Below are 21,975 nucleotides of genomic sequence, written 5' to 3'. Positions count from 1 at the left end.
TATCTATCTTTTATTTTGACTTATTGAGGTGTATCTTCTAGAGCCCAAGTTAATGTTGTTTCATATTTTGCGTCTTTTACTTTTGCAGTTGTACCTGGTACAGATAATGTAACACTTTTTGCACCTTCCACATTATCTTTACCATAATGAGTGACCCATGTCCCCATACCTTTACTATCTCGTGCAATTGCTACTTCTTGTGTAGCTCCATTTGGATTTAATGTTACTTCTTTTACATCTGGAGCATATTTCATATCAATTGTAGAGTTTGCAACTGGATTATGTAATTTCAGCTCTGCACCAGTTAACTCATCATTTCCTGCTTTAAATTGAGCATCTTGTTTTACTGTTAATTTCCAACCCTTATTTGTACCGCGGTCATCTGTCACTTGGACATAGTTTGGTATTTGTTTTTCCTCTCCTGATCCTTTTACTTTCACTTTATCTAATTGCGCTGTATACACTTTGTCATTCCCTGACATTTTTTGCTCGCCAAAATGAAAATTAGATACATAATCAATACTTAATGGACCTTTTGTTCCTGGTTCATGTGGATCATTTGGATCATCATTTGGCACTACATCTTCTCCTGGGTCAACCGGATTTACTGGATTCACTGGTTTTTCATTTTGTGTAAATGACACGTCTGTATGCGACTTCATTGTTGCAGCTGTGTCTGCAAATGTTGGTGCTCCTGCTGCTAATACTGCCGAAAATGATACGACTCCTGCTAATGCTACTTTTGTTAGTTTCATAATGTACCTCCATTAATATGTTTTTTATTTATTTGATAGAAACATTTGTTTCTATTTTCCCTATTATTTTTTGCTAATGCTATCAAAATTGCTAAGGCTACTAACATACTTCCCAATCCCATATATATAAAGGAACTAGATAGATTACCTCCAGTTTTAGGAAGCACGCCCTTATTAAACTGATCATCAGATGAATAATCAGTCGGCGTAGAACCATCTGGTATAGCTGCTGGATCCATAGTTATACTTGGAATATAACTATTTGAAAATGTAATTCCCACTTTAGAATGCATTGTTTCTGCTCTTACTGTTTCATAAGGGGAAAACAAGGGAATTAACACACTGATGATGAATAGTATTGAAACTATGTATTTCTTGACCATTCTATTCTCTCCTTTTAAATTTATATATATCTATGAATATTTATTAGATATATCATTTTAAATTGGAGTATCTGTTAAGGTCCACTCTAATTCACCCTGATATGTCTCATTCACTTTGACATTCGGGCCCGGCTTAACTTTTAATCGGATTCCTTCAGAGTCTTTCCAGTTAATATGAGCATTTTGATAGTCTGATGATTTTTGACTATGCACTAAGTAATTTTGATTACTCAGTACAGTATCCACACCATTTTGCGTGTATACTAATGCATCTGGTAATAGATCCTTTTCGCTCGAAGTTAGTGGTTTCACTTGTTTTACATATAAGCTCCACTCTTTTCCATTTTCGCGCTTATCTGAAACAACAATCTCGCCTTGCATGCTACTGCGATTTACTGTTTTTTCTCTAGATGGAATCTGAATGTTTTCAAAAGATATTTTTTCTGGTACCGAAATAAATTCTAAGTTTCCTTCTATAACATTTACCGTAATTGTTTTCTCCACATTCTTAACTTTCAAGGTCACTGTATAACTTCCAATTTGATTGCACAGCCCACCTATATCTACAACTTCTACTTGCCTAGTGATATCTGTATTACTAGGCAACTCCGTAGCTTTGACTTTCCCTTCCTGTAAGAGAAATTTTTTGAGCTCCTCTGTATCCGCTGGGATATTCCCCACTACAGTTGAAAAGTCATTTGCTTCTAAAGTCGCTTCCACTAGTGTATATAGGTGTGACAACATTTGTTTTTCAGGTAAAAAGATACCTGTTATCGGCTGATTCTTTATCACTTGATATCCTGGAATTGCAATCGAATCCACATGAAATGGATCTGTTATAATCCCCTCTACGATTGTATCTTGGACATTTGGAATGGGCTGATTCGTTTCTTGATTAATATGTTGTACTTGTACTTGACCCATATAGTTAATCAGCGTTGTTCCATTTATTTTTGCATAGTTTGTATTTCCATCAACACTTTGAGATACAGTAAAATCAATCGGATACATATTATTTTGCTTTAACCTTGACTTATCAACTGGATTTGTTTCACTTCCTACAAAATCATAGAATTGTTTAAAAATATACACATTATCATAAAAATTTTGATTATTTAATATTTCTGGTTTCGCTGTAATTTTCGTCGTACCGTCTGAATTCTCTTCAAAGGTAAACCAATTTGAGCAATCTTTACCATGAATATTTTCCACAATCCATTTTGACTTTGCATATTGATTTCCTTCATTGGAAGTGAAGAGATATGATAATTGTTTGATGTACCTTTGTTTATTTAAGTATGGAACCGTTTGAATAAATTCAGCACTTATATTGGGGTCATTTGCGACTTGAAACGATTGATTATGTGCATCCACTTTTGGAGTTTCAACTTTTGGAAAAAAATCTGTCAAGTATCTTACTTCAGATTCGGTAGACTCTCGATTCTCTATATGCATTTTTAAATGAGTAACTTCCTTTGTAGTTAAAGTCAGTTTCTGTGGATCACCATTCCATTGTTTTACATCAGAATGAAATCGATATGCTCCACCATCTAGCATGTCATACTGAATAGGTGAATCTTGTGAAGCGTACATATTTCTAATTGTTTCGTTAAAATTACGAATAGTAATATATTTTGCGCGGTTTACACCTTGATAATTTAAAGTTGTTTTTAATGGAAATGGATTACCTTCTTCATCCAAAAATTCATACTCCATATCTACTGAAGATTTAGAACCATTGACTTGCTCCCCCAACATTAAATATAAAAATTTATAAGATTCAGTACTAGTCCATGATTCAGCTGAACTATGATTTCGCAAAGTTACTTTTAATGTTACTGGTTTTCCTTTGTAATACCCTACATTTGTAAACGTTACTACTGCTGTTTTATGTGAATGATCAACAACTAGATTTTCCCATTTAGTCCGAATGCCCTCTGATACAATAACTTTTGTTTTTGGCGTAAACCTTGCAACAAAGGCATTATCCCCAGGTACTACGTCTGTTTTAGCATCTTTAAAATAACTTGATTGTTGAACCGGAATATTTTGAGATGGTACAGTTGATTTTTGGGGATTCTCTTTCCATTCTACTTGTTGATTTTCTTCCACTTTTGCTAAATCGTTCACTTCAGGTTTCTGAATAAATTTCTTTGGATTTGTTTTTTTATTTTCAGAAACATTTACCTTTCCCTTTGTCTCTATCTCATTGTTTTCTCGTTGTGCTTTTGCTGTAATGGTATGTTCTCCAGCTACGTTTCCTGTAACGACTAGAAATACCTTTCCTACTTCAACACCTTCTGATGTTCTTTCAATTTGTATAACAGATTGATTTATCATCTGAATGGTTCCAATTGCCGGATTTTTTTCATTTAACTTCGCTGTCTCTTGTTCATTAAACTTCATGCCATCAGGTAATACTACTTCAAGATTTTGGTCTTGATTGTATATACCGTCTAGTGTAAGCACAACGTTCTCATTTATCTTTACCTGATCTTTATCAGCTTTTATGATAAAATCCGATATTTGATTTTCTGTTATCGCATAAGCGGTTGTTGAAAAAGCACCTAGTGTGCTAACTTGAGTTAATATAATCCCACTGGCTAAACATACCTTACTAAGCTGCCTTATTCCTTCCCTCAATATTATCTCCCCCTTTCAATTTTTGATTTAACTTTATTATATAAATTGGCTGAAAATTTCAAAACGAAAAACGAGATTATATATCCGCAAAAACTATGTGTTTCCACGCAAAATACGCAATTTTTAATTTTATCATTATATTAACTATTCAAATAAGAATTACTTGTTGCGATAGAGAGCAAAACGTCCCCACGCAAAATACAAAAAAGAGATCTTGCTCCATATAAATTGGAACAGGATCTCTTTTTTACTTTCTATTTACAACTCCATATTATGAAACGGTTCTTACAAATCGAGAAAAGCAATGATCTTCAACTCTTTTGCCTTCTGAACAGCTGTCATTCGAGAAGACACTTTTAATTTATGAAATATATCAGTTAATTTGTACTCTACAGCTCTTTGACTTAAATGTAAAATTTCAGCCAGTTCTCTATTCGTTTTACCTTTACTCACTTCAATTAAAATTTGCTTTTCTTCCTCAGTTAAGGAAACTACATTTTCTACTTGCTCTTGTTCTGTTATATTCGATACACTATCTTTAATTCTTAACTGCTGAATAAGCTGATGTGGTAAAACAGCTTCTTTTTTTACGGCATGCCGAATCGCATCTATAATCTGTTCTTCGAAATATGTCTTACTTAATACACCAAGAACTCCATTGTCAATCAGTAAATTATAATGCGACAACACATCATATCCAGTGAAAATAAGAATAGATGCTTCTGGATGAATTGTTAATATTTTCTTAGAAAGTTCCAAGCCATTTATATTCGGCATTTGTAAATCAATTAAATACACATCATACGTTTTACTTTGAAGTCTTTCTATCACTTTATCACTTTCGTGTAATACATCAACTGTTATATCATCATATTGCTCAATTAATGCTTTTGTTCCTAAACCTACGGCTACATGATCGTCTACTACTAGTACAGAAATCATCTCTTTCATCCTTTCCTTATCCTTGAGCATTACCACATATTCTAAAACTTCACAAATACCTGTAAACCATCGTTAGGCTTTGAATCTATTGTTATTTCTCCACCAAGACTTCGAATTCTCGTTACAATTCCTGACAATCCTAAAGTATTATACGAGTAGTTAAAATGATTTAAATCCATCCCTATTCCATTATCTGTATAGGTTAAAAATAAATTATGATCCTTTTGAAATAATTTTATACTTACATTCGAAGCTTTCGAATGTTTCAAAGCATTATTTAAAAGTTCCTGTATCACCCGGTAAATTGCTTGTTCATGTTCTACACTCGGTACAACGATATGTTCAGGAATATCATAATAAAAAAAGAAAGTAGCCTTTAAGTTAATTTGTTTGAATAAATTTAATAACGCTTGTTTTATTCCTAATTCATATAAAAATGGTGGTCTTAAGTGATTACATGTTTCACGAGTCATATAAATATGATCGAGTAATTGTTCTTTTATTTCATGAAGTATATGTTTCATTTCTTCCTCTTTAATATGCTTATTGTAAGATTCAAACTTTCTTACTAAACGAATTTGATCTTGTAAGACCCCATCATGTATATCGCTTGCAAGATTTGCTCTTTCTTTTTCTGATAACTTGAACAAAAGTCTTGATAACCACATTGGAGGGTGTTCTATATTCTGTAAATCTTGTAATTGTTTTAATAAGTCTTCAATTTGACTCGAACATTCTAATAGCAAATCTGTATAATTACATAAGGTTTCAACCCAAACCGTCTCATCAAAATTTAACGTTTCTTTTTTGTTATTTTTGCATAATAAGATAATCATTTTTTCTGTCGTTGTAGAAAGAACAAATCCAAAATGTCCTTCTAATTTCATCATAGAACCAACTTTGTATGTTTCCAGTTGAAAATCAAATAAACTGTCCAATATTTGTTGGGAAGGCACATATTTACTCTCAAGAACATGAATAGATTTATTCTCCTTATCCACTTCTACATAACAAATTTCTTCCATTTTCAATACATCAGAAAATTCTCTTTGTATGCTATAAATCAAATTTGATACTTTATATTCATGTTTTGCTTGATATAAAAACCGATACAAACTAAACTGATAATTTTTTTGATGATGGTATAAACTTTTTCTTAATTTAAAATCTAAGTAATCTTTTATAAATAAAAACAAAGTTGTTGCAATAAAAGTAATACAACTAAAGCGAATTGTGTCTAATATATGATCTGCACGATCATTAAAAATGAAAATACCCAATATGGTTAAAAAGCCTGTAAAACAAATCGACAATATAATATAATATGGAATTCGTTGGATCATAAATTTAGCATCAAATAAATCTCCTGAAACCACCCCATAAAACATATATATCGGAATAAACAAAAAGAAAATCCCAGTTGTTTCAATGCTGATCATTTCTTTTCCATATACCATATCAGGAATTAAGAATAAACAAATAAACGGAATCGCACATACGAAAAAACTCATTACGATAATCTTCATAAATTTAAAATGATGACTATGTTTACTTCTAAAATAAAACCTTAATAAGAGATATCCCGTTAATAGAAATAAAGTAATGCTTAAAACGATTGTAAACATTACGGAAATTTCATTATACTTCATATAAACAACGATATTTACTACAATTAATAAAATCATTATTATATCCAAAACTTTCAATTGTCCTCTCGTTAAAAATTTAATTTGATTATGTTTAAAATACAATTTCATAAATCTAATAAAAAAGGTAAAAGAAGAAACTAATGATATAGAAGCGTTTATAAAGGCAATTTCATCTTTTCGTTGCGCAGCTATAATACTAATAAAACTCATTCCAAGTGCAATTAAAAAGTATAGTAAATCTTTTATACTCTTATTCGTTTTTGGAACAAATAGTAAAAGATAGAGAGCCATAAAAATACATATGATATAAAAGCCAACTGGTATTAATAACTGGTAAAAAAGCTGCTTACTGTAAGCAACATATTGAACGTTATATTCTTTTACCTGTCCATCTGTTTGTATAGATATTTTTTTGGCTTGTTCAATGGCATGATAGGATGGAACTGTAAAGTGCTGACTCGGCAATTTATCATCTATCTTTTCTATTTTATCTCCTACTTGGATCCCATGCTGATATGCCCAAGTAAATCTATGCACCTCGCTTATCGTATAGTTTGAATTTAATTTTATACCAATCTCAGGATATGTAAGAATGAAATGTATAAGATACCCACTAATAAGGAAAGAAAATACAATTATGAAATATTGAAATTTGTATTCACCTATTTTTTTTATCATTTTATCACACTCTTTCTTATTCATTTTTAAATCGAACTGTTTTTCACTCCACTTCTCCTCATTATCTTTTTTCATTTCGCACGGCACAGTATCAATTCAGCTCTCTTAAAAAGGAAAAAATGATTATTTTTTATTTTATATATACATGTCCACTTTTTCAGAATGAATATAATTTAATCACGCTCTGAATAGAATTTAAGAAGAAAACCTTTATACGGTATATGAGAAGGCATAAGTGATAAGCAAATACAAAGACGCTTTACTCTTCTTACTACGTATGAATAGCAAAACAGTATGAGGAGAATAAAAAAGCCGAATCATGGATTTTTAACCATTAGCGATTCGGAGACAGTTCATATTATATCATCTGATAAAGTGAAACTTTAATCAGTGGGGGGTTTCTTCATCCCCCACTGATTATGAGCCCTCACCAATCGGGCTGCCCTAAAATGGGCGGGATAAGAATCATTCTTCATCCTGTTTCATCAAATTTCCAATTTAAAACTACTTATTTATACTAAAAAATATTCCCAGCTATTATATCCATTTTCTATATAGGATACAAATTCAAATTTTACCAGTAAAATATATAATTGCAAATCATATCCTTGATTATAATAAAATAAATAAGAATGCTATGAATTGAATAGAAACTTCCGTTAGTTGTTTTTTTATCCCCTCCTAATTTTTTCGTTAAATCTTAAGATAAGGTGTAGCTTAAATATACATTCCACAGTATATACAAAAAGACGCCTCCTTCATTCAGGAGACGTCTTTTTCATTATGCTTGATATGCACTATATAATTCTTCAAGCGGCTTCATGATGATTTTGTTAATATCGCCAATTACAACATTTAAGCGTTGTTCTGCTTCCATTAATTTCGTAATGTGTTCATTTTGCTGAATTAAGTCGATTACTTCTTGTGCTTTTTTGTTGTCTTCTTCTGTAATTTCTTGACCTTGCATCATTTTTTGTTGAATTTCTAATTGCATGTTACGGAATGTATCAAATAATTGCTTTGAATTTGCGTCTCCTTGCACTTTTTCATAGCTTTCTTTTAGCGTTTTGAAATCTGCATGGTCTGCGATTGCTTTTTGTAAATCATATGCTACATCATGAATATTTTTTGACATTATTATTTTCCTCCTTTAGCAGGTTAGCGCTTTATTTTAGCTCTATCCCTTTTCCATACGCACCTTCTTACAATATCAAACTATGCAAGAGATGTGAAGAAATTTCACTTTATTTACAATCCTTACATAAGGAAAAGCAGTAATATACCTTGCATAAGTCCAATTGTTCCTCCAAGTACAGCACCTAAATATGTAATCATCTTTAACTCACTCTTCGTAATGGATAAAACGAGCTCCTCTAATCTTTCTGTAGAAAATGTAGATACTTCTTGTTGAACAACCTCCGCAAGACGGAATCTTTTCAATATATGCGCTGTATTGTTTACTCCCCAAGCTAATCCTTTTTGCACCATATTCGGTACCATTGTTTCAACAATGCTCGTTCGCACAGGTTCACATATCTTTTGAACAGATTGATTAAGAAATCCGCTTACTATATCTCGCGTTTTTATTGTTGATACAATGTATTTCACAATCCTTTCTTTCTCAATAAAAGACGCTAATTCTTTCACTTCTCTTCCTTTTAATTTCTGCCATTCTTTTTGTAAAACATCACTTAACAGCCGCTTCGTTCCTTCCTGCTGTAAAAACTTAATCACTTCCGGCTGCACACGGTCCACTAAACTTACGTTTCCTAAAAACATCCCGACTAAATTTAATAATGTACCTCGGGAAGCAAAGAAATCATCAATCATTTTTGACAGTCGTGCTTTTCCCTCATCACTTTCAAAAAATTGAATGCCTCTTGTTAAAATAAACGTTGCCGCTTTTGGAATCATTTCTTCCACTTTCTCATGAACGGATTGAGGCAAAGCTTGCTCCCACGTATATGTATAATACTTTGATACAAATGTATCTACTTTTTTCATAAGCCTATCTTCTATTTCTTGAACAGCCTTCTCTTCGACATGTACCAGTCCCCATTTTTCTAAAACGTCTCGTAACGACTGCTCATTCATAAGCAGTTTATCAACCTCTATTTGTGCCCACTGTATCATTTCTCTTTGAAAGTTTTCATCTGTTAATTTCTTTCCGATTCCTTCAGCGGTTAATAAATGATCGACAACCATTTTACCTAATTGCACCGCTAGTTCGTCACGACGCTTCGGTATTAAACCTGGTGTAAATGGCACGCGAAATTTCCCAATATAGATTGGACGATGCGGACGAAATAACATTTTAATAGCGAGATGGTTCGTATATCCGCCAATTATCGCACCTAATCCTGTTGTAGTTAACATATTTAGCCAAACATTCATTATAATCTACCTTCCATTTCTCCAAGTATATATAGCTAAGAAAAAGTAGCATATCGTCATATGGACAACAGTATAATAATATAAAAACTTACTGATTATGTACACCTTTTCTCATTTGTAGCATCATAGACAAAGGAGTGATTTTGTTGGTTCTCGCTTCATCATGCATGAACGTACTGCACCGAAATCGCTAAAAGAGCATACCTTTCTTACAATGTTGTTGCTCAGTTTACTCCATTTGATATCGATTTAAACACTGAACTGATTACTATGACACAGATTCTTTCTATTATAATGGACAGAAATGGAGCGATTTGGCTTATGCATGTAGATCTAAAAAACTTTAGGATAGTAACAGCCCACTTGGCGAGAGCTCATAATCAGTGAGAGATGCCCCTACTAATTCAAGTTTCACTTTATCCCTTATAAACAAGCGTTAGCCGAAGACATCTTTCATAGTCCGCTTCGGTTTAGTCGCTTTACTCCATAATAAAGAAAGGAGGTTATGTCATTGAAAGAACAAACGTATACACTACACATTTCAGAAAAACACCCAAATTCGATCACATTGCCTTACATATTCTCTAACAATCAATCCCTTTCATCCCTATCTTTTGGCACTCGCAGTGTTTCATTTACAAATATTGAGACGCACTATACGCTTGCAAATGAAATTACAATTGGAAAGCAGCTTTCACAAAATCTTCTGCTTCCCCCAGTGTCAACAATTCATGCCTTTATGCAAGAGGAAACCATTATCCTTGGTCCGTTACTTGGCATTTTCACGACTGGGTTCACTGAATCAAAGACAGCACCTTTAGGAAGCCGTTCCACTATTTTTACTGATCTACTTACGCCACCCTGCTCCTTACAGCCGCTTGTCTTTTTATTTGGTTCGCAGCATATCAACTGGGACGCAGAGACAATGGATGGATTATTCTTTTTAGAAGGAAAATGGGAGCAACATACGATTCCATTCCCAAATGTCATTTACGATCGCTTACCAAATAGGAAAGCAGAATCTTATAAGCCTATCGCTCGAGCAAAAAAACGATTGCAAACTAAATATACGATCCCCTGGTTTAATCCTGGTTTTTTTGACAAATGGGATATTCATAAACTACTGATAAAAGAAGAAAACATTGCTTCTTTCTTACCTAGAACAGAAGCATTTCAACACTTCGAACAAGTAGAAAGATTGTTATCCACCTATAAGTATGTCTATTTAAAACCGATGCATGGCAGCTTTGGGCGAAATATTTATCAAATTTTTTATTCGCAAACAGAAAACAAGTATTATTGTCGTTATCGTCAAAACGAACAAAATAAATTTCGAAAGTACCATTCTTTAGAAACACTTATGAACCATATTTTAAGCGGGCATGACTTAAAGAAATTTATTGTGCAGCAAGGCATCCCTTTATTGCGTTTTAATGGTCAACCGATGGATTTTCGCATTCATACAAATAAAAATCATGTTGGAAATTGGCAAGTTAGTACAATTGTTGCCAAAGTGGCCGGCAGAGGTAGCATGACAACCCATATGAATAGCGGTGGAAATGTGAAACTTTTACACGAAATTTTCGCAGACCCAACAGAACAAGTTCGAATAACGAATATATTGTCTCATGCTGCTTTAACACTGAGCTCTGTTTTAGATCAACATATTTCGGGAAATATTGGTGAAATTGGCTTTGATATTGGTTTAGATAAAGACGAAAATCCGTGGTTATTTGAAGCAAACTCAAAACCGGGTAGAAGTATATTTCAAGAGGAGAAGTTAAAAGAACAAAGCGAACAAACGAGACAATTATTTTATGAATACGCCTTGTATTTAACTGAACATGCGTTTGTATTCCCAAAAACAAAGACGCAAGAAAATGAAACGGAGTTACCTAAAACGAACTTACCGTCCACCCCGCTCATTTTAAACCGAGAACGGTAAGAAACAGGAGCCTTATGATGGCTCCTGTTTTATTATGTTATTTCCTATTTGCATCCTCTTAGTTAGTACACCCCGCGAAGTTCAACCACCATTTCAGTATCAGTATTACATGTTGCACAATAAAACAGATGCGTGCAATAATGCTCAGAATTCTGTGCTGTTAAACCATCGACAGCAGTTAATAGCTCTTGATCCATATAGGCGCTGTAATCATCTATATAATCCACAACTTTTCCGTAATCTTGGAGTACATTTTGACAAGTTGGACAAGAATATGTTTGCGCATCTAATGCATTACAAAGTGGACATATCATCATCATTCCTCCGTGTCATTCGCCAATTAAGGCCTATTTATCATTAGTGTGACCTTCTTTTCTAAAAATACAACGCTTGCGTTTTTTTTCAGTTCAGTTCTTTTTTACAAAATTTACAAATTATTATTTCGCATATCTTTCTAGGTAACATCCATACTATGAATACATTCACTTCAAACAATGGATTAGCGCCAAACGAGGCGATTCTCTGGTGCAATTCCAGCTAATCCAACCAAAATTTTTATACTCTAAGGAGGATATATTCCTATGGCAAACCAAAATTCTTCAAATCAACTAGTAGTACCAGGAGCAACAGCTGCAATCGATCAAATGAAATACGAAATTGCTCAAGAATTTGGTGTACAATTAGGAGCAGATACTACAGCTCGTGCAAACGGTTCTGTTGGTGGAGAAATCACAAAACGTTTAGTTGCAATGGCTGAGCAAAGCCTTGGCGGATTCCAAAAATAAATATATATGGCAAAAAAGGTCTCAAGGCATTCGCCTTGAGACCTTTCTTACTATTGTAGCATTTGTAAAAATTTCTTTGTACGTTCTTCTTTCGGATTTGTAAATACTTCTTCTGGAGTTCCTTGTTCGACGATTACACCGCCGTCCATGAAAATCACTCGGTTCGCAATTTGATGAGCAAAGCGCATTTCGTGCGTGACAATCACCATTGTCATTCCTTCTTTTGCTAGTTCTTTCATTACTTTTAAAACCTCTTGCACAAGTTCAGGATCTAATGCTGATGTCGGTTCATCAAATAGTAACACCTCCGGCTCCATCGCAAGCGCACGTGCAATCCCTACACGTTGCTGCTGACCACCTGAAAGCTGGAATGGATATAAGTCCATCTTGTCACCAAGACCAACTTTTTTAAGAAAATATGCTGCTTTTTTCTTCGCTTCTTCTTTCCTCATCTTTTTTACTGTAACAAGCCCTTCCATTACATTTTGAAGCGCTGTGAAATGAGGAAATAAGTTATGATGTTGAAACACCATACCAGTTTGGATACGAAGATTGACGATATCCGTCTTTGTAACCTTTTTTGAGAAATCTAACTTTTTTTCACCAATGCGAATACTACCTGCACTCGGTGTTTCTAACACGTTCAAACAACGTAAAAATGTTGTTTTACCAGAACCAGACGGCCCAATAATGACAACAACTTCACCTTTTTCAACGGATAAATCTATATGCTTCAGTACGGTATTTTCACCGAAACTTTTTTGTAAATGTTGAATTGAAATCATAAAAATAAAAACTCCTTTTATGAAAGGATTATTTTAGTATATAGCGTTCCGTACGTTTTTCTAATATTTGTTGCACAATGGATAATAAGAAACAAATCACCCAATACATCAGTGCAGCTTCGAAATATACAATTAAAAACTCATAGTTCATCGCTGCAATTTCCTGTGCTTTTCGAAACATTTCTGTAACTAAGATTAAGGAAGCAAGTGATGTATCCTTCACTAAACTAATAAAAGTATTTGAAAGCGGCGGAATAGATACGCGTGTCGCTTGCGGTAAAATAATACGTTTTAATGCTTGCGTGTATGTCATACCCACTGTGTAAGCTGCTTCCCATTGTCCTTTCGGAATAGACAAAATAGAAGCGCGAATAATTTCAGATGCATATGCACCAACGTTTAATGAAAATCCAATTACTGCTGCTGTATATGGATCAATTTCGATTTGTAAAGTTGGAAGACCATAGAAAATAAGAAACAATTGTACAAGAAGTGGTGTTCCGCGAATAATAGATACATAGATGCGAGCAATCCATTGTAATATACGACTAGTTGAAATACGTGCAAGTGCCGTCAAAGTCGCCAAAATAAGACCGATAATAAATGTTATAATCGTCAATGGAATTGTCGTAAAAATGGCTTCCTTCAGCATAGGCATGAAGGAAGCTTGCATAATATCCATCCACGTAGAGAAACGATCTAGGGTGAATATACTACTTAGATACATTTTCACCGAACCATTTTTTCGCTATTTTGTCATACGTACCATCTTTTTTCATATCTTCTAACGCTTTATTTACTTCTTGTACTAATTTATCGCTGCCTTTGCGGAATAAAAATCCACTTTGTGATGCTTCTTTTTCTGTATCTACAATTTTAATATTTGCATCTTTTTTCGTTTCTAAATAATTAAGTACTGATAACTTATCATTAATTGTGAAATCAACGCGCCCAGAGTTTAATAATTCAGCAGCTTGGCTAAATCCTTCTACACCGACGATTTCTGCGCCATTTTTCTTAGCGATGTCCGCGTAGTTACTCGTTAAAGATTGCGCCGCTTTTAATCCTTTCACATCAGTGAATGTAGCTGGCTTATCTTTATCTTTCGCAATAACTAACGCCGCTGAAGAAGAAACATATGGGTTAGAGAAATCGTATTTCTTTTGGCGGTCCTCGCGAATTCCTACTTCATTCGCTACCATATCGAAACGTTTTGCATCTAAACCTGCAAGCAAGCTATCCCATTGTGTTTCTTTAAATACAGGTTTTACACCTAAACGCTTTGCAACTTCTTCTGATAATTCAACGTCAAATCCAGTTAATTTATTGCTCGTATCATGGAATGTAAATGGTGGGTATGTACCTTCTGTACCAATTACAAGTTCACCGCTTTGTTTCATTTTTTGTAATGCATCTTGACTAGCTGTATCTTTTTTCTCTTCTTTGCCACAGCCTGCCACAATCCCAACTGCTAAAGTAGCTACCGCAAGCACTGAAAATAATTTCTTCATGATCTAATCCTCCAAGTATTCTGATAGGAATTTTAAAAAACTATATTGATTGTATGCAATCTTGAACAATTTTTCAATGAAAATGTTCGTCATTAGTGTATCCTTTTTCTTCATAATCAAACAAAAAACACATATTACACACAAAAAATAAGTAACATTTTTTAATATAGCATTAATTATAACGAAGGTAAAACAATACCTCTTCTCTCTATACAAATAAATTTTCTTTTTCATCTAAAAAAGAAAAGGCAATACAAATAAGATATAAGATTTCTTCACCTCATACCGACCAGTCGACAAAATCCGCCCCTTTTTCTCTACTAAAAAAAGAGCTTACTACAGAAGCAAGCTCCTCCAACATATCATAAGGAATAGAAATCGTTATACACATTCTTTGAAATTTAAGCACTTTGACTTCCTTCTAATTGTGTTTTGTACATTTCATAATAGCGCCCTCGTTTTTTCATTAGTTCATCGTGCGAACCTTTTTCAAGAATTCGCCCGCGATCTAGTACAATAATTTGATCTGCGCTTTTAATCGTCGACAGCCGATGAGCAATAATGAAAGTCGTTCTTCCTTGTTTCACGACTTCTAATGCTCTTTGAATCATCGCTTCTGTCTCCGTATCAATACTAGAAGTTGCTTCATCTAAAATTAAAATAGCTGGATCAAAAGCTAATGCACGTGCAAATGATATTAATTGACGTTCCCCAGCCGAAAGCGTACTCCCTTTTTCCGTAATTTCTTCATCTATATGATTCGCAAATCGCTCAGCACCAACGTCTCGCAATGCTTTTATAATCCGCTCCTTTGAAATGTTTGGATTTTCTAAACTTACATTGGAAGCGATGGTTCCGCTAAATAAAAACGGATCTTGCAAGACAATTCCCATATGTTCACGAAGCGCCTGTTTTGGCATCTGTTTCACATCGTGACCATCAATCATAAGCTTCCCTTTTTGAAACTCATAAAATTGAAACAGTACGTTCATAATCGAACTCTTTCCAGATCCAGTATGACCGACAAGCGCTACCGTCTCGCCTTGCCTTGCTTCAAAGGAAATGTTTTGTAACACTTCGTCTTTTCCATTATAAGAAAATGACACATGATCAAATTTCACATGTCCACATAAGCGCGGGATACGCTCTTCCTTGAGCGCTTCTCCTTTTTCCTCCAATAATTCAAAGACTCGCTCTGAAGCAACGCGCGCTTGCTCTAAGTTAGCAAGCTGGTTCACCATGTTCGTAATCGGTGAAAAAAGTCTTGTTAAATAATCGACAAATGCATATAAAACTCCTAAAGAAATCAACCCGGCAGCGCTTAAAGAAGCACCTCCAAAATACCAAATCACCCCTGTAAAGGCGATATTTCTTAATACACCGACTAAATTATGTGACGTTGCTGCATTTAAGTTTAAAATTTTATTTTGATATTTAAAATAATCCCCGTTTAATTGTTCAAACTCTTGTTGTGTTCCACGCTCTTGGCGGCATGCTTGAATCATCGTCATCCCTTGAATCGATTCATTGACCATTCCGTTAATATCAGATAAACGAGAGCGCATTTTATGATTGTATACAGAAGCATACTTTCGATAAAGAACCGCCCAAATGATTAAAATAGGGACAATAAGTAAACATAACAACGCTAATTTTATATCGAGTAAAAATAACGCTACGAAAATCCCAATAATATAAATGATGCTCGAAGCAAATGTGGCAAGCACCGTTACATATAAATCCCGAATCGCCTCTGTATCATTCGTAACGCGAGAAACGATTTTTCCAGCTGGCAAATGATCAAAATAGCGAATCGGCAATGTTTGAATATGAGAAAAGACATCTTCTCTCATCATTTGAATAATTTTATTCGCTGCTTTCTGTAAGAAAAACTGCTTTCCATATGAAAATAAGGATACAACAACTAATAAAGCAAAGTATCCACCGCCAAGCAGTAGGAGCCTTTTTATTTCTGGCTTATAAAACGCGTATATTTCCTCTTTTGTTAATGGCTTCGCTTTATATACTTGCACCGCTTTCCCATTTTGAATGGTAATCATATTATTTTTTACAACGCGTGACCCTTCGAGGTTCATTTTACTCGGTACAAAATAGTACTGAGACCCAACTTGAATAACGTGAACTTCTTTTCCTTTTTTCTCACCTTGTTGAAAGCGGTCGCTCCGCTTATAATAAGCACCGTTATAGAAAACGGTATCATCGCCCTTTCCTGTTTCATACCACGGCTTCTCTATTCCAACAATATGATCATCAATCATCGTCTTGGCAACGAAAGGACCGGCGAGCTCAGCAATAACAAAAATAAATAACATCGCTAGCGCTGCAAAAATCGTACCTTTCACCTTCATTGCATATTGAAATAATCGCTTGGAAATACTCATATTTTCACCCCACCTTCTACCGTTTCACCTTGCTGTCTTTCAAACTGCTTTCGATACCATCCTCCATTTTTGACAAGTTGTTCATGCGTTCCTTCTTCAATGACCTCACCGTTATCCATAACAAGAATCCAATCCGCATGTTGCACAGCCGATAAACGGTGCGTCGTTATAATAGTCGTTTTTCCGCTTCTCTCCGTTCGAATACTTTCAATAATCGCCGCTTCTGTTCGTGCATCAACAGCCGATAATGAATCATCTAAAATTAAAATTTCCGGATTTTGAATCACAGCTCTTGCAATCGAAATTCGTTGTTTTTGTCCACCGGATAAAGAAACTCCCTTTTCTCCAACGAGCGTTTCTAAACCTTCAGGCAAAAATTCTAAATCCTTTTTAAACGCAGCAATTTCAATCGCCTTCCAAAGCTCCTCTTCGCTCGCTTCTCTATTTCCAAATAAAATATTCTCCCTTGCTGTTTTTGAAAATAAAATATGCTCTTGTGGTACATACCCAATCCAACTTCGTACTTTTTCAGTTGAAATTTGATCAAGCGGCACATTGGAAATAGTAATGTTTCCTTCTCCAAGTGGATATTCACGAAGAAGCTGTCGTACAATCGTCGTTTTCCCGCTTCCTGTTTTCCCAACAATTCCAAGCGTCTCTCCTTGTTTTAACGAAAACGATACTTGCTTTAAATTTACTTTTGCCGATGAAGGGTAGGAAAAAGATACATGATCAAATTGAATCTGTTTCGGTTGCTGAATCATCTGTGGATTCTGTGGATTTTTCACATCAGGCTCATACGCTAACGTCTCATTCACGCGATCTAATGAAGCATTCCCGCGCTGCATCACATTAATTAATTCACCGATTGCAAACATCGGCCAAATCATCATTCCTAAATAGACGTTAAACGAAACGAGTTCACCTAGTGTGATTGTTGATTGAAACACAAGATATGCCCCGTACACTAAACCAATTAAGTAACTAAGACCAACAAGCATTTTCACAGTTGGCTGGAATAACGCATCAATTCGAGCTACGTTCATATTTTTTTCGTACACATCATCTCCTAAATGTTGAAACCGTTCTTGATCTGCCCTTTCTTGAACATACGCGCGAATCACACGCACACCAGCAATCGATTCGAGTACTTTATCGTTCATATCTCCGAAAGCATCTTGAGCAATTGTAAATCTCTCATGAAGTTTCTTTCCATATACATTCATCGCATATGCCATAATCGGAAGCGGGATAAGCGCCGCAAATGTAAGCTGCCAACTAATGGAAAACCCCATCATAAATACAATAGTGAGCATATATAAACTAGAATCAACGAGCGTTAAAATCCCGAAGCCAGCTGTGATGGAGATTGCTTTTAAATCATTCGTCGCTCGCGCCATTAAATCGCCTGTGCGATTTTTTTGATAAAAGGTTGGCGTCATTTTCAGCAAATGCCCCATAAATTTTGAACGCATCGTTTTCTCGAGTACAAAAGCCCCTCCAAATAATTGATGTTGCCAAATAAAGGTCAAAACATATCCACCGATTGTAACTCCAAATAAAACCCAAATATACGTAATAATTGTTCCATTTGTTAAAGATCCTGTTTTTATTTGATCTATCGTTAAACCAAGCACTTTCGGAGGAATAATCTCAACGATATTGACAATTAAAAGTGCTCCAATTGCAATGCTATACCTCTTCCAATGTTCTTTAAAAAACCATCTTAACTTTTGTAATACTGAAAACAATGTAATCTCTCCCCTCTCGTTCCCGATTGACTGCCATCACTTTTACATGTAAAAAACTATACATCACATATTTTCACCTTCTCTTTTTTGTAAAGTGAAACTTGAATTAACGAGTTTTTCTCCATCACCTACTGATTATGAGTCTTCACCAATCGGGTTGTTACGGACAATAAAGTAAAACTTTAATCAGTGGGGGCTTTTTTCATCCCCCACTGATTATGAGCCCTCACCAATCGGGCTGTTACGGGCAGTTAATCTCCCACCTATCTTCCTTGCTTCTCTCTGAATCTTGAGGTGGGAGTCTTACTGCCCGTTAATGCGGGATAAAGCTCCTTCCCATCTTCTTTGCTCCTCCTTGACTCTTGAAACAGAAGTCCTACTGTCCAAAAATAGCGAATAAAAACCATAAAAAATATAATAATCCCTCATTATAAAGACAAAAAAAACGCATACCGCCGCTTGACGATATGCGAAAATGCATAAAAGCGTACGTTACGATATTACGCAACGTACGCTTTCAAAAAATAAAAAAGCCTTATCTTTCCGTACAGGTTGCGCAATGATATGAATGTTTTGTTTCACCTTTTCCTACAGTTAACTTCATCATATTTACCATTACAATCATCACGCACACCTCCTTCTTTTATTTTCCATTTTTAATTTTATAACTTAACTGACTTTTCTGTCAATTATTTTTTCACTTAATCATAAAATAATCTTTCATCAAAAAAGATGTAATCCTAATACACTTGAAAGAATACTGTATTGATATAACAATGACATGTTCTATATGCGACTTAAATAAAGAAAGAAATGTTTATAAAAAAGGGTTATAAAATATATTTCCAATAAGAAATCGTTTTCACAAACATTTTATTTGAAATATATTCTGAAACCACCTACAATCACCATATACTCACTCTTACAAGTTGCTATTTTAGGAGGACTAATCATGACAACTAGCAATACGTACAAATTTTATTTAAACGGAGAATGGAGAGAAAGCTCTTCTGGTCAAACAATTGACATTCTATCTCCGTACTTACACGAAGTAATCGGTAAAGTACAAGCAATTACTCGCGATGAAGTAGATGAAGCGATTGCATCTGCAAAAGAAGCCCAAAAAGATTGGGCAGAAGCATCTCTGCAAGATCGTGCAAAGTTTTTATATAAATGGGCTGATGAGCTTGTAAATATGCAAGATGAAATTGCTGACATCATTATGAAAGAAGTCGGTAAAGGATATAAAGATGCAAAGAAAGAAGTTGTTCGTACAGCTGACTTCATTCGTTACACTATTGAAGAAGCTCTACATATGCACGGAGAAAGTATGATGGGCGATAGCTTCCCTGGCGGAACAAAATCGAAACTTGCGATTATCCAGCGCGCACCACTTGGCGTTGTATTAGCAATCGCACCATTTAACTACCCAGTAAACTTATCTGCTGCAAAACTTGCACCAGCATTAATGATGGGTAACGCTGTTATTTTCAAACCAGCAACTCAAGGTGCAATTAGCGGTATTAAAATGGTTGAAGCACTTCATAAAGCTGGCCTTCCAAAAGGTCTTGTAAACGTTGTAACAGGACGCGGTTCTGTAATTGGTGACTACTTAGTAGAACACGAAGGCATCAATATGGTATCGTTCACAGGTGGTACGAACACAGGTAAACATTTAGCGAAAAAAGCTGCAATGATTCCACTTGTATTAGAACTTGGTGGTAAAGACCCTGGTATCGTTCGTGAAGATGCTGACTTACAAGATGCTGCAAACCATATCGTAAGCGGTGCATTCTCTTACTCTGGTCAACGTTGTACAGCTATTAAACGTGTACTTGTACATGAAAACGTAGCGGACGAGCTTGTAAGCTTACTAAAAGAGAAAGTTGCTGCATTATCTGTTGGTTCTCCAGAACAAGATAGCACAATCGTTCCATTAATTGACGATAAATCAGCTGATTTCGTTCAAGGTTTAGTTGACGATGCAGTAGAAAAAGGCGCAACAATTATCATTGGTAACAAACGTGAGCGCAACTTAATCTATCCAACAATTATCGATAACGTAACAGAAGAAATGAAAGTGGCTTGGGAAGAACCATTTGGTCCAATCCTTCCAATCATCCGCGTTTCTTCTGATGAAGAAGCAATTGAAATTGCAAACAAATCTGAGTTTGGCTTACAAGCAAGTGTCTTCACAAAAGACATTAATAAAGCATTTGCAATTGCAAACAAAATCGATACTGGTTCTGTTCAAATTAACGGACGTACAGAACGCGGTCCTGACCACTTCCCATTCATCGGTGTGAAAGGCTCTGGTATGGGCGCACAAGGTATTCGCAAGAGCCTTGAGTCTATGACGCGTGAAAAAGTAACTGTCTTAAACTTAGTTTGATCTTATATGTAGAAGCCGATCTAGTTTTAGATCGGCTTCTTTTTTTATTCAAAGCTATTTTCGTAAACATCGTTGTTTTTTATAAAATGAAATTTTTATGTGATTTATTGTATAATACATATGGAATCATTTTACAGATTGGTCGGAGGTCATTTTATGAATTTGCTTCATATCTCTTTTGTCATATTGATAATGGCAGGATTATTATTGGTTGTTTATGGATTACAGAAAAAATCCCAATTATCAATGTTCTTTGGTGGGATAGCTTTCTTAGCACCAATATTTTATTTCATTAGTTGGACTCCCGCTTTACCTTTTGTTGCTCCGATTGCATTGGTAATTTCATTTCTTGGGAAGAAAAAAGGTAAAGCCGCTTAACCAGACTCTTTAAAGGGTCTATTTTTTATGCACACTTTACCATTTCAACTGTTTTATAATTACGCTGAAATAAGCATTTACCTATTTCGAGCTAACGGAATTAATAAAGATCGCTCTCCAAATATTTCACAGCAAACCGCTGAATACGCACTAGCCACTCTAATCACAAACTCTTCTCTATAATCTGATTATTACTATATCCATTGACGTATAAAAATTCATTTGTTACCCTTGTTTATGTTAATTAAATACATAAATCCTCATTCGTATCTCGGTGAGGTAGAGGTTGCAATCATTAAGAGTATCATTTCAGGAGATGAAGTGGCATCGATGAATAAATGAGAAAGGAATGATTGCCGAAGTAAGATGTGTCCACTATGCACACTTGCTGGGTCTGCTATTTAATAAATGCAGAACTGTCACAAACAATTGTTTGTGGAGAGCTATCGAGAGGTATGTCGTGGGTTTCCTATAAGATAGAAAGCACGTGCGACGATTGTCCGTGCTTTTTTTGTTTTGTACGAAGCTTACCTTACTTCCTTTTTGGAAGACATACATATCTCCTTGCTTGACATGGTTATA

17 protein-coding genes and 1 riboswitch are annotated in these 21,975 nt (G+C 34.9%); of the genes, 4 read left to right on the top strand and 13 right to left on the bottom strand.

What is annotated here, in order from left to right; all coding sequences use genetic code 11:
• Positions 1-20 precede the first annotated feature (20 nt).
• The 7 genes from MR063_RS16180 to MR063_RS16150 form a co-directional block, all read right to left on the bottom strand.
• Positions 21-755, bottom strand: a complete 735-nt coding sequence (locus MR063_RS16180) for a WxL domain-containing protein (RefSeq protein WP_242199464.1) — start codon at positions 753-755, stop codon at positions 21-23.
• Complete coding sequence (locus MR063_RS16175) at positions 752-1,138, bottom strand: LPXTG cell wall anchor domain-containing protein (RefSeq protein WP_242199452.1); 387 nt, start codon at positions 1,136-1,138, stop codon at positions 752-754. The genes MR063_RS16180 and MR063_RS16175 overlap by 4 nt, the downstream gene beginning before the upstream one ends.
• 57 nt (positions 1,139-1,195) lie before the next feature.
• Complete coding sequence (locus tag MR063_RS16170) at positions 1,196-3,781, bottom strand: adhesive domain-containing protein (RefSeq protein ID WP_242199449.1); 2,586 nt, start codon at positions 3,779-3,781, stop codon at positions 1,196-1,198.
• A gap of 285 nt (positions 3,782-4,066) precedes the next feature.
• On the bottom strand, positions 4,067-4,723 hold the full coding sequence (locus tag MR063_RS16165; RefSeq protein ID WP_242199446.1) for a response regulator transcription factor: 657 nt from the start codon (positions 4,721-4,723) through the stop codon (positions 4,067-4,069).
• Between the two features lie 41 nt (positions 4,724-4,764).
• Positions 4,765-7,050, bottom strand: a complete 2,286-nt coding sequence (locus tag MR063_RS16160; RefSeq protein ID WP_396021852.1) for a sensor histidine kinase — start codon at positions 7,048-7,050, stop codon at positions 4,765-4,767.
• A 781-nt stretch (positions 7,051-7,831) separates the two neighbouring features.
• Positions 7,832-8,185 carry a YlbF/YmcA family competence regulator gene (locus MR063_RS16155; protein ID WP_242141890.1) on the bottom strand — a complete coding sequence of 118 codons (354 nt, stop codon included), beginning with the start codon at positions 8,183-8,185 and terminating at the stop codon, positions 7,832-7,834.
• A 122-nt stretch (positions 8,186-8,307) separates the two neighbouring features.
• The gene (locus MR063_RS16150; protein ID WP_242199439.1) at positions 8,308-9,444 is read right to left on the bottom strand and encodes a DUF445 domain-containing protein; all 1,137 of its coding nucleotides are present in this window, start codon (positions 9,442-9,444) and stop codon (positions 8,308-8,310) included.
• A 511-nt stretch (positions 9,445-9,955) separates the two neighbouring features.
• Here MR063_RS16150 and MR063_RS16145 point away from each other — a divergent pair.
• On the top strand, positions 9,956-11,389 hold the full coding sequence (locus MR063_RS16145) for a YheC/YheD family endospore coat-associated protein (protein WP_242199428.1): 1,434 nt from the start codon (positions 9,956-9,958) through the stop codon (positions 11,387-11,389).
• Positions 11,390-11,451: 62 nt separating this feature from the next.
• Here MR063_RS16145 and MR063_RS16140 read toward each other — a convergent pair whose 3' ends face one another.
• A complete protein-coding gene (locus tag MR063_RS16140) occupies positions 11,452-11,706 on the bottom strand; it encodes a hypothetical protein (protein WP_242199528.1) in 255 nt (84 codons plus the stop codon).
• Positions 11,707-11,970: 264 nt separating this feature from the next.
• On the opposite strand from MR063_RS16140, the gene sasP reads away from it, so the two are divergent.
• Positions 11,971-12,174 carry a small acid-soluble spore protein, SasP family gene (sasP, locus tag MR063_RS16135; protein WP_011983792.1) on the top strand — a complete coding sequence of 68 codons (204 nt, stop codon included), beginning with the start codon at positions 11,971-11,973 and terminating at the stop codon, positions 12,172-12,174.
• 50 nt (positions 12,175-12,224) lie between these two features.
• On the opposite strand, the gene MR063_RS16130 is transcribed toward sasP, so the two are convergent.
• From MR063_RS16130 to MR063_RS16110, 5 genes are all read right to left on the bottom strand, one after another.
• Positions 12,225-12,959 carry an amino acid ABC transporter ATP-binding protein gene (locus MR063_RS16130; protein WP_242141883.1) on the bottom strand — a complete coding sequence of 245 codons (735 nt, stop codon included), beginning with the start codon at positions 12,957-12,959 and terminating at the stop codon, positions 12,225-12,227.
• A 28-nt stretch (positions 12,960-12,987) separates the two neighbouring features.
• A complete protein-coding gene (locus MR063_RS16125; protein WP_242199526.1) occupies positions 12,988-13,686 on the bottom strand; it encodes an amino acid ABC transporter permease in 699 nt (232 codons plus the stop codon).
• Positions 13,673-14,470: an amino acid ABC transporter substrate-binding protein gene (locus MR063_RS16120; RefSeq protein WP_242141881.1), complete on the bottom strand. Its 798-nt coding sequence runs from the start codon at positions 14,468-14,470 to the stop codon at positions 13,673-13,675. The genes MR063_RS16125 and MR063_RS16120 overlap by 14 nt, the downstream gene beginning before the upstream one ends.
• Before the next feature lie 401 nt (positions 14,471-14,871).
• Positions 14,872-16,872, bottom strand: coding sequence for an ABC transporter ATP-binding protein (locus tag MR063_RS16115; RefSeq protein WP_242199426.1), 2,001 nt, complete (start codon positions 16,870-16,872; stop codon positions 14,872-14,874).
• A complete protein-coding gene (locus MR063_RS16110; RefSeq protein ID WP_242199414.1) occupies positions 16,869-18,623 on the bottom strand; it encodes an ABC transporter ATP-binding protein in 1,755 nt (584 codons plus the stop codon). Before MR063_RS16110 ends, MR063_RS16115 begins: the two co-directional genes overlap by 4 nt.
• Positions 18,624-19,575: 952 nt before the next feature.
• Here MR063_RS16110 and gapN point away from each other — a divergent pair.
• Positions 19,576-21,015: an NADP-dependent glyceraldehyde-3-phosphate dehydrogenase gene (gapN, locus tag MR063_RS16105; RefSeq protein WP_242199410.1), complete on the top strand. Its 1,440-nt coding sequence runs from the start codon at positions 19,576-19,578 to the stop codon at positions 21,013-21,015.
• Positions 21,016-21,171: 156 nt separating this feature from the next.
• Positions 21,172-21,393, top strand: coding sequence for a hypothetical protein (locus tag MR063_RS16100; RefSeq protein ID WP_242199406.1), 222 nt, complete (start codon positions 21,172-21,174; stop codon positions 21,391-21,393).
• 272 nt (positions 21,394-21,665) lie between these two features.
• Positions 21,666-21,847: riboswitch (Lysine riboswitch) on the top strand.
• Positions 21,848-21,975 lie beyond the last annotated feature (128 nt).

It is taken from the genome of Bacillus cereus group sp. BfR-BA-01492, from assembly GCF_022662815.1.
GTDB classification, from domain to species: domain Bacteria; phylum Bacillota; class Bacilli; order Bacillales; family Bacillaceae_G; genus Bacillus_A; species Bacillus_A cereus_BD.
The sequence above is the reverse complement of the archived record's forward strand: the minus strand, read 5'-3'. Positions and strand labels throughout refer to the sequence as shown.